Origin of the sequence: Streptomyces sp. NPDC017095, from assembly GCF_044332325.1 — a bacterium.
In the GTDB taxonomy this organism is placed as follows: domain Bacteria; phylum Actinomycetota; class Actinomycetes; order Streptomycetales; family Streptomycetaceae; genus Streptomyces.
Genome location: NZ_JBIROU010000036.1, coordinates 1 through 8,743, shown reverse-complemented (window position 1 = coordinate 8,743; position 8,743 = coordinate 1). Strand labels below are relative to the sequence as shown.

Here is an 8,743-nt window from a genome sequence, read left to right as displayed (position 1 = left end):
GCCTCTCAAACCGCAGGTCAGGAGGGGTGCGAGGTGGGGTGAATCGGGCAAATGGGTCTACGGTCCGGGGTCGTAGGTGACGTGCGTCATGTGGGGTCCTTCACCCATTGCCGCACCACACGCGCCTGCAGTCCCGGCAAGCCGAGGCGGGCCGGGGGACTGTCCGGGTCCGGCTCGCGGGGCCCGTCAGGTTCCCGAGGAGGTCGCCGTCGCCTTGCGCCGGGTGCGCCGGCCCCTCGCCAGGATGCCGTTGATGATCTCGGAGTGACGGCCCTTGAGCGCCGCGACCGGCACCTCGATGGTCTGGTACGTCTCGTGGCCCTCCTGCCGCTCCTCCACGCTGTTCTCGTCGTGCCAGCGCAGCTCGGTGCCGCCTGCCTCGATGTACGGGATGTCCGGGACGGTCTGGAGGAGCACCCGTCCGCCGTTCGGGACGGGCAGTTCGATCCAGAAGTGCTCGGGGACGCCGAAAGCGCCGTCCATCCGGTAGTGGCACATGATCCAGCCCGCCGGGTTGGCGGCGTCGATCCGCAGGCCGTGGGACTGCACGAAGGTCCGGACCGCCCGTTCCATGAGGGGGAGGATCGCCGCCTCGTCGTGCTGGGCGTCGAAGTTCTCGGGGTCGAAGCGCATGCCCGCGGCCGTGATGTCGTCCCGCAGCCGATCCAGATCGCTTCTGACCACGGGCTCCACCTGGTCCAGCTCCCGTACGTCGTCCTCCTCGCTCAGGCCGATGAGGTAGTTCCAGTACTCACCCCGGTCGAGGCCGCCGGAGTCCGCGGCGGCCCGCACGGCCCACTCCCAGCAGGCGGCCTCCTCGGGCGTCTTGGGCAGTTTGCGCCCCCGCCCGCCCGCGTAGGTGTCCTCCCGCCCGGCGGAGGCGGCGATCAGGTTGAGCGCGTCCGGGTCCACTCCTCCTTCTCCCACGCTCTCCTCGTGGGTGCGCTTCGCCCGCTGGACGGCGCTGCCGTCGCCCCTGCGCGCGGAGCGGCCGGTGTCGGTCGTCCGCGCGACGGGGGAACCGCTCATCACACGCCGGGCGTTGGCCTCGGCCTCCCGTTCGAAGCGGTCGCCGGGGTCGGAGACGGACAGCCCGTCACCGTGGTCGGTGCCCGCGACGGGGCCCTGACGCTGCTGGATGACATGGGTCAGCTCATGGGCGAGGGTGTGCCGGTCGCCACCGCCGTCGCCGATGACGACGTGGTTGCCGGAGGTGTAGGCACGCGCACCCATCTCGGCGGCGGAGCGGCGGGCCTCGGCGCCGGTGTGCAGCCGTACGTCGGAGAAGTCGGCGCCGAGGCGGCCCTCCATGTCGGTCCGGGTGGTCGTGTCCAGGGGCCGTCCGCTGCCGCTGAGCACGCCGGGCACCGCCGAACGCTGCACGGGTGACTGTGCCGACCGCGTCGCCGGCTCCGACTGTTCCGATTCCCTCGACCGGCCTGATCGCCCCGGCTCCTCGGTGTGCCCGCATCCGGGTCCGTGCCGGTGCCGGTCCAGCGCCCCGGGGTGCCCGGCTCGCCGCAGCGACTGCACCACCGCGGCGTTGCCGATCACCGGCTGCATACCGAGCGGCCCGGCCGCACCCCCAACCGGCCGCTTCACGCCTGCCGTCGGTAAGACCAGGGGTTCCCGCTCGCTGTCCCGACTTCTCCGTGCCCGCACGTCGGCTCCTCTTTCGAAGGGACCTCCCGTCTACCAGTACACGCGCACGGGCACCAGAGGCGAACGGGCAGTCACGCCCATCTGTAAGGGCAAGGAGAGCAACCAACAGGCAGGGGGCGCCACTTGGAAGCTCTAAAGGCAGGCTGACGGGGCCGCGGGCCGGAACCGAAGGCAGCCGCTGATCCGCCCGGCCCGCCCCCTCCCCCGGGCGGGCCCACGGACCACCACACCGCACCCGAGGAGCCCCGCCGGTAGCCCTCCGCGCACCCGGGGAGGGCTACCGCGGTACGGGCGCCGTGCTGTCAGCCGAAGTTGATCCAGGCCCGGGTGGAACCGGTCCCGGGATTCACGTCGAGGTAGTCCTCGCGGCGGTCGGCGTCGAGGTCGGCGAACTGGATCTGGCTGCCGGGCGCGCCGACGCCGGAGGCGGTCGTGCCCTGCGGGGCCCAATACCAGTCACCGCCCTCGGGCTTGGGACCGCCGTTGGCCCACAGGTCGACCGCGCTGCTGTCGTGCACGACGAGGTAGTCGGCGCGGCGGTCACCGGTGAGGTCGGCGAAGCGGACGTTGCGGCCTGCTGCGCCGACACCGCCGGCGATGGTGCCCTGCGGCGCCCAATACCAGTCGCCGCCCTCGGGTTTGGGCCCGCCGTTGCTCCACGCCCGGACCGAACCGTCGTCGTTGACGACCACGTAGTCGGCCCGGCCGTCGCCGTTGAGGTCGGCGAGCCGGATGGTGGTACCCGGTGCGCCTACGCCGCCGGCGATGGTGCCCTGCGGCGCCCAGTACCAGTCACCACCGTCGGGTTTGGGCCCGCCGTTGAGCCATGCCCGGACCGAACCGTCGTCGTTGACGACCACGTAGTCGGCCCGGCCGTCACTGTTGAGGTCGGTGAACCGCACGTCGCGGCCGGACGCGCCGACACCGCCGGCGATGGTGCCCTGCGGCGCCCAATACCAGTCACCGCCCTCGGGCTTGGGGCCGCCGTTGCTCCACGCCTGGACCGAGCCGTCCGCGTTGACCTGGAGGTAGTCGGCCCAGTTGTCGCCGGTGATGTCGGCGTAGAGGACCTGGCTGGGGCCGCCTGCCGTGATCGATCCCTGCTGGTGCCAGGTCCAGCCGGGACCGGCAGGTGAGCCGCCGTTGCGCCACAGCCACGTCTCGCCGGTGGCGGGGGCGACATCGAGGAGGTCCGCCTTGCCGTCGCCGTCCAGGTCGGCGAACTGGATCTGGCTGTCGGGCGAACGGAGGCCGGTGGAGATGGTGCCCTGCGGGCGCCAGATGTAGTCGCCGCCTTCGGACTTGGGGCCGCCGTTGATCCACGCCTGGACGGTGCCGTCGGGGTCCACGACCAGATAGTCTCCTAGGCCGTCGCCGTTGAGGTCGGCGAAGCGCACGTTGCCGCCCGGCTTGCCGACTCCGGAGGCGACCACCTGCGTCCCTGCGGTCCAGGGGGCCGATGCGCCGGGAGTACTCAGCGCCGCCCTGACCGAGCCGTCAGGGTAGACCTGCAGCCAGTCGGCCGCGCCGTCCCCGTCGATGTCGGCGAAGCGGTGATTGATGTGCAACGACGACAGGGGCGGGTCGCCGGCGGGCTGGTACTGCCCTGTGGGATTGCCGTACACCTTCACCGCGTCGTATTTCTCGTCTTTTACCTGGTACGACACGACGGTGATCGTGTCGGCCCGGCCGTGACCGAGGACGTCGGCGAACTGCCATTGGGCGAAGGAGCTGCCCGGGATCGTGTTCGCGGAGTGGTTCCAGGTGATGGTGCCGTCGCTGTGGACGCCGCCGTTGAACCAGACCTCGGCCGCGCCGGTGTCGCGTGAGACGATGAAGTCCGCCCTGCCGTCGCCGTTGATGTCGGCGTAATGGACTCGCTCATTGCCACGCAGGGACAGGTTGCCGGGGTAGGAGCCCGGAGTCATGGTGCCGCCGGCGATGACGTCCTGCGGAAGCCAGCCCCGCACCGGGCCGCCGGTACCTCCACCGGGGGAAGGTGTCGACGGGCCGATCCAGCCGGCCCACTCGGCGGCCTCGATGCCTTCGTAGAAGACGTGACCCATCTTGCGGTATCCGTCGTCGCTGGGGTGCAGGAGGTCGGCCAGGTCGGATGTGGCGTTCAGCGCCGCGAAGTTGTCGACCAGCCATACGTGCTTGCCCTGTTCCCGCCGTTCGTAGACCTCTTGGGGCAGGCTGTTGTTGAAGGCGGCGATGCGCTGCTCGGTGGCGGAGTTGGCCGACGGGACGAGTGTCGAGACGACCAGCGTCACGTCCGGCTGCTTGGCGAAGATCTTGTCCATCAGGCTGCCCAGCCGGTCCGGAGCGCCGGCCGGGTCGACGGCTTCGTTCATGTCGTTGGTGCCGATGTGCAGCAGCACCACGTTGGGTTTGTAGGTGTCCATCACGGAGTCCGTGATGCCGATGAGGTCGTTGATCTTCCAGTTCGGATGGCCCTCGTTGTCGTTGTCCGGGATGTTCCCGTAGTGCTGGGAGCCGACGTAGCTCACCGTGGTGTTCTCCTGCTGCCGCAGCTCGTCCCAGAGCGGTCCCCGGTACGCGGCGGTCGTACTGCCCGCGCCGAACGTGATCGAATCGCCGAACGGCAGGATGCGCAGCTCCGGCGGCTCGGCCGCCGCACGCATCGCGCCGAGGCCCACCGCGTAGTGATCGGGGCTCGATCCGGGCAGTCTGTGCACCGGATGGTCCGGGATGTTCTCCGAGGAGACGGCGTAGTCCAGTTCCCCGCCGCTTTGATGGGTCGGCAGACCCGTCCGGTAGAGCCAGGACCGCGCCGGCAGGAAGAACGTTCCGGGTGCGCGGTTGAAATCGCCGAGTACGGTCCACGTCCGGTTCGGCCCCGAGTTGTTCACGTAGGTGGCGATCGCCTGCACCATGGCCTGGGCGTCCCGGCCGCCCTCGCCGCTACTGCTGGAGAGGGCGTGGTAGGTGAAGTACCAGTTGTCATCGAAGCGGACACCCAGGGCGTTGCGGCCCGCCGGGTTCGGGTTGGCCACGATGGTGACCTCGTCCGCCGGCCGCTGCGTGACCATGGCGAGGTTGACTCGGCCTCCCTCGTAGGTACCACCGTTCGGGTCGGTCTGCAGGAAGTAGACCTCGTACCCCTCACGCACCGTCCATCGATGATGCTGGACGAAGCCGGAGTTGCCGGGCGCGTTCGGAGTGATGGTGATGTTGCGGACATATGTCCCCGGCGGTGACGCACCCGCCTCCTGAAGCGCGACGATCTCCGCGGACCGCGCGTAGTCCACCACCGTAGTGGTCCATTTGCTGTCGCCCCCGCTGTTGGCGCCTTGCAGGTTGTTGGTGATCACAGGCCACGACTGCAGGCCGGCGGCCGAAGCAGGGCGCGTCGTCACACCGACGACCGTCAGAAGAGTTCCCAGGATCGCCGACACGACGATCAACGCACGTAAGCGCACCAAGCTGCCCTTTCCCCATGAAGAGAAGCGATACCCGAGCCAGGTCCGGCCCCCGCGGTCGTACTCGTATCTGCACCCGGCCGTGCCCGGCCCGACCGATGACCACCCGCCCGACGCGGATCGTCGCTTTCTGGCGCGAAGGGGCGCGGCCCCACGGGCCCCCGGCTGTCGTATGGCGACGCCGCGAGGGTCCGCGTGACCGGAAGCCGCGCCCCCCGACAGGAAGCACTCTATGAGATCGGTGATCTGCGAACATGACCCTGCGGTAAACAGTCCCGTGTAGCTCGCAGGAGTGACCACCCCTGCCGGCTGAGCGGCGTACGACACCGCCGGCACCGGGATTTCCCCGGCGTCAGCATCTCTCCGGCGCCGGTCGGGGCGACCGCGGCGGCCGCGGTCCAGCAGGTGAACACCAAGTCGCCGTTCGAGCTGCTGGATCGCCCGGGACAGTGGTGGCTGGGCCACGCCGAGGCGCTCGGCGGCGCGGCCGATGTGCAGTTCCTCGGCCACGGCGGCGCAAGCTGGTCGTCTGCCGCCTTCGCGGGCGAAGAATATGAGCGGCCTGTTCAGTACAGCCGAGGTTCTCTCAGGGCGTTGAGGAGAGCGGCGCCCCGTTCGGCGTCGTCGACGCTGACGGCGAACTCCTTCCCCTTGCCCCTGGTGCGGATGACGAGGCATTGCCCGCCGCGCAGCATGACCGTGGTGCCCAGGCCGTTGAGCCGGTAACCCCAGCCGCCTACCTGCGCGGGGGTGCGGTTCTCGGTGCGGGCGGACTCGATGTCCGCCGCATCCCAGCGGCGTACGGGCCAGCCGAACGGTCCGAACGCCACCTCCAGACCCCGCTCCGAGACGCGGGCCTGTACCGCCGCGCAGCCGGCTACCGCGAGGGAGCAAAGCGCGAAGGGTATGAACAGCCCCCAGAACGTCTCCAGGTCGGCCAGGCCGCTGACGAGAGCGATGATCGCTGCCACGGCCACCAGACCGGTCACCGCGGCCAGCGACTGGAGCCAGGGATTGGCCGTCCGGGACAGCCAGACCATGCGCTGTCCTTCGGGGATGCGCAGAACCGGCCCCTGTGGGTGTTCCGGCACTGCGGGAGCAGCGGCCTGGCGGCGGCTGCTCACCAGCCATCCGGCGCAGCCCACGGCGAGCGTCGCCACCAGCGTGGCTACGAGCCAGGGGGTCGGCTGGCGAGCGTGGTGCCAGTCCGCGCGGTCGAGGTTCGCACGGACGACGGATGCCTGGAGGCCGGCGAAGAGGACGCCTCCCGACAGCAGCGTGGTCGCGACCCATGGCCCTCCTCGCGCACAGGCGGCGTCTGGGCTCCGTCGCAGCGTCAGCAGCACGGCAGCCGCCAGGAACAACCAGATGAAGGCAGGGAGGACAGACGCCGCCCACAGCGGCATCGATCCGTCGGGTGTGCTGTCCCCGAGCGTCCAATGGGTGGCCAGCCGGTCCGGCAGCCGTCCGTTCGCGGTCCACGGCAGCGCCGCGATCAAGGCAGCGGTGCCCGCCGCCCACGCGCCCCTGCCCCAGCTCGCCCCGCGGCCGGCCCCTGAGCGGTCGTTCACGGTACCCCCCTGATCATCTCGACGAGTTCGGTCCTGCTGTAACCCAGCCGGGCGGCGTCGCCGACCAGGGCGTGTACGCGCTCCAGCAACCCCGACCGCCGGTCAGCGCCATCGGCCACGGTCACGCCACGGCCCCTGCGGAACTCCAGCAGCCCGTCGTCCCTGAGACCGCGCAGGCCACGCAGGACCGTGTTGACGTTGACGTCGAGCACCTGCGAGAGCTCACGTGCCGACGGCAGGCGGTCCCCCGGCAGGCACTCGCCCTCGGTAATGGCACGACGGATCGCGCCGGCCACCTGCTCATGCAGGGGCCGGGTGTCCCTCTTGTCCAGACGCAGCAACATGGTGCCAGTGACGATAGCACCAGTGGTGTCAACCAGCCGCTGGGAAGGAGTTCCGTACTCCCAGCGAGGCCGTACAGGCGTACAGGTCCTCGCCTCGCCCTCCCCCACACGGAACCGCTGTACGCGGCGAGCGACCACTTCCCGTCGAAGCCAACGGCCTAGAGGTCGAGCCAAATTCGCTTGTCCCGGCGAATCGCCTCCCCCTAGGGTGAGATCACTTCGACGAGACGTTCCCCAGAAGCACGCCGCAGAGCGGGAGCGTCCCACCTCACCGAGGTGCCGGAGGGGCGGCAGCAGTCCTTGTCGACCCTTCCGAGGAGTACCTCATGCACATCGGTATCGGCCTGCCCATCGGCGATCCCGCCGCCCTGCTCACCTGGGCCCAGCGCGCCGACGCCGGGCCGTTCAGCACGCTCGGCCTGCTCGACCGACTCGTCTACGACAACCCCGAACCCCTGGTCGCGCTCGCCGTCCTCGCCGGCCGCACCTCCCGCATCCGTCTCCAGACCGAGGTGCTGCTCGCCCCGCTGCGCGACACCGCCCTGCTCGCCAAGCAGACTGCCACCCTGGACCGGATGACCGGCGGCCGCCTGGTCCTCGGACTGGGCATCGGCGGCCGGGACGACGACCACCAGGCCGCGGACGTCGACAAGCGCACCCGAGGGCGACGCCTCGACGAGCAGATGCCGGTGCTGCGCCGCCTGTGGTCCGGCGAGCCGTACGGCGACGGCATCGGCCCGATCGGTCCTGCCCCCGCCCGGCCCGGCGGCCCTCAGGTGCTGTTCGGCGGCTTCAAGCCCGCCGCTGTCGAACGCGTCGCGCGCTGGGGTGACGGCTTCCTCGCCGCCGCCGCGCCCTCCTGGGCAGGGGGTCTGTTCGACATGGCCCGCGGCTTCTGGAAGGAGTACGGCCGCGACGGTGAACCGCGCATCGTCGCGCAGGTCAACGTCGCCCTCGGCCCGCAGCACGTGGTCCGGGACGCGCAGGCCCGCATGCACGCCTACTACGCCTTCACCGGCATGGCCGACCGCATGGTGGCCGGAATGCTCACCACGCCGGCCGAGATCCGCGATGCCGTCACCGCCTTCGCCGACCTGGGCGCCGACGAGGTCATGCTGTACTGCTACGGCGTCGATCCGGACCAGGTGGACCGCCTCGCCGACATCGTCTGACGTTCCGGACGGTTGACGGACGCGCTCGCTGAGACCGTCCGTCAACCGCTCCGGTACGGGTGTCACGCGGGTTCCAGGGTCGCGTCCCGGACGGCATCTCCGTGAAGGAGTCGCCTCATCCCAAGCGGAGCCCCGCCCCGAGTAGATTACTGTTCAACCTTTTCGCGCCACTGGACGCACACCGGGCCAACATCCGCCATTTTGCCGGTGGACTTACGTGAACGGGGCGGAGGAGTGCGACGTCGGGCCAGGTCGGAGCCCTCGCACCCACCAGGCCCAGCCCGCACCGAGCAGCGGGGCCGTCCGGGTACGAATGCAGCACCACTCACGACCCGGCGCGAACCGACCGTCCGATGTCAACGCCTGTCGGCAGACCGGCGGGCTACCAACTCCCCGGCGCGCACACAACGGCTCGACTTGATTCAGCGTTCAACCTAATTGAGCGGCATGCTGGCCACTAGGGTCCGTCTTCAAAGATCATCTGGGTGATAGATCATGGTGTCGTGGTACGTCGTCATGAACTCACTGACCTGGAGTGGGAGTTGCTCGCT

Annotated in this window: 5 protein-coding genes and 1 pseudogene; 1 reads left to right on the top strand and 5 read right to left on the bottom strand. The window is 70.2% G+C overall.

The annotated features are described in order from the left end of the window. Positions 1 to 186 precede the first annotated feature (186 nt). From ACH4OA_RS34510 to ACH4OA_RS34490, 5 genes and pseudogenes are all read right to left on the bottom strand, one after another. Positions 187 to 1,383: a DUF4157 domain-containing protein gene (locus tag ACH4OA_RS34510; protein WP_397973453.1), complete on the bottom strand. Its 1,197-nt coding sequence runs from the start codon at positions 1,381 to 1,383 to the stop codon at positions 187 to 189. A gap of 581 nt (positions 1,384 to 1,964) precedes the next feature. Beyond that, a complete protein-coding gene (locus tag ACH4OA_RS34505) occupies positions 1,965 to 4,997 on the bottom strand; it encodes an FG-GAP-like repeat-containing protein (protein WP_397973455.1) in 3,033 nt (1,010 codons plus the stop codon). A gap of 552 nt (positions 4,998 to 5,549) precedes the next feature. Then, a pseudogene (locus tag ACH4OA_RS34500) lies at positions 5,550 to 5,783 on the bottom strand (hypothetical protein); the annotation flags it as partial. Beyond that, positions 5,672 to 6,676, bottom strand: coding sequence for a DUF1648 domain-containing protein (locus tag ACH4OA_RS34495; RefSeq protein ID WP_397973450.1), 1,005 nt, complete (start codon positions 6,674 to 6,676; stop codon positions 5,672 to 5,674). The gene ACH4OA_RS34495 and the pseudogene ACH4OA_RS34500, both read right to left, overlap by 112 nt. Next, complete coding sequence (locus ACH4OA_RS34490; protein WP_397944383.1) at positions 6,673 to 7,020, bottom strand: GntR family transcriptional regulator; 348 nt, start codon at positions 7,018 to 7,020, stop codon at positions 6,673 to 6,675. The genes ACH4OA_RS34495 and ACH4OA_RS34490 overlap by 4 nt, the downstream gene beginning before the upstream one ends. 326 nt (positions 7,021 to 7,346) lie before the next feature. Here ACH4OA_RS34490 and ACH4OA_RS34485 point away from each other — a divergent pair, with 326 nt between their 5' ends. Beyond that, entirely contained in the window at positions 7,347 to 8,192 is an 846-nt protein-coding gene (locus ACH4OA_RS34485) for an LLM class flavin-dependent oxidoreductase (protein ID WP_397973448.1), read from the top strand. Positions 8,193 to 8,743: the final 551 nt, after the last annotated feature.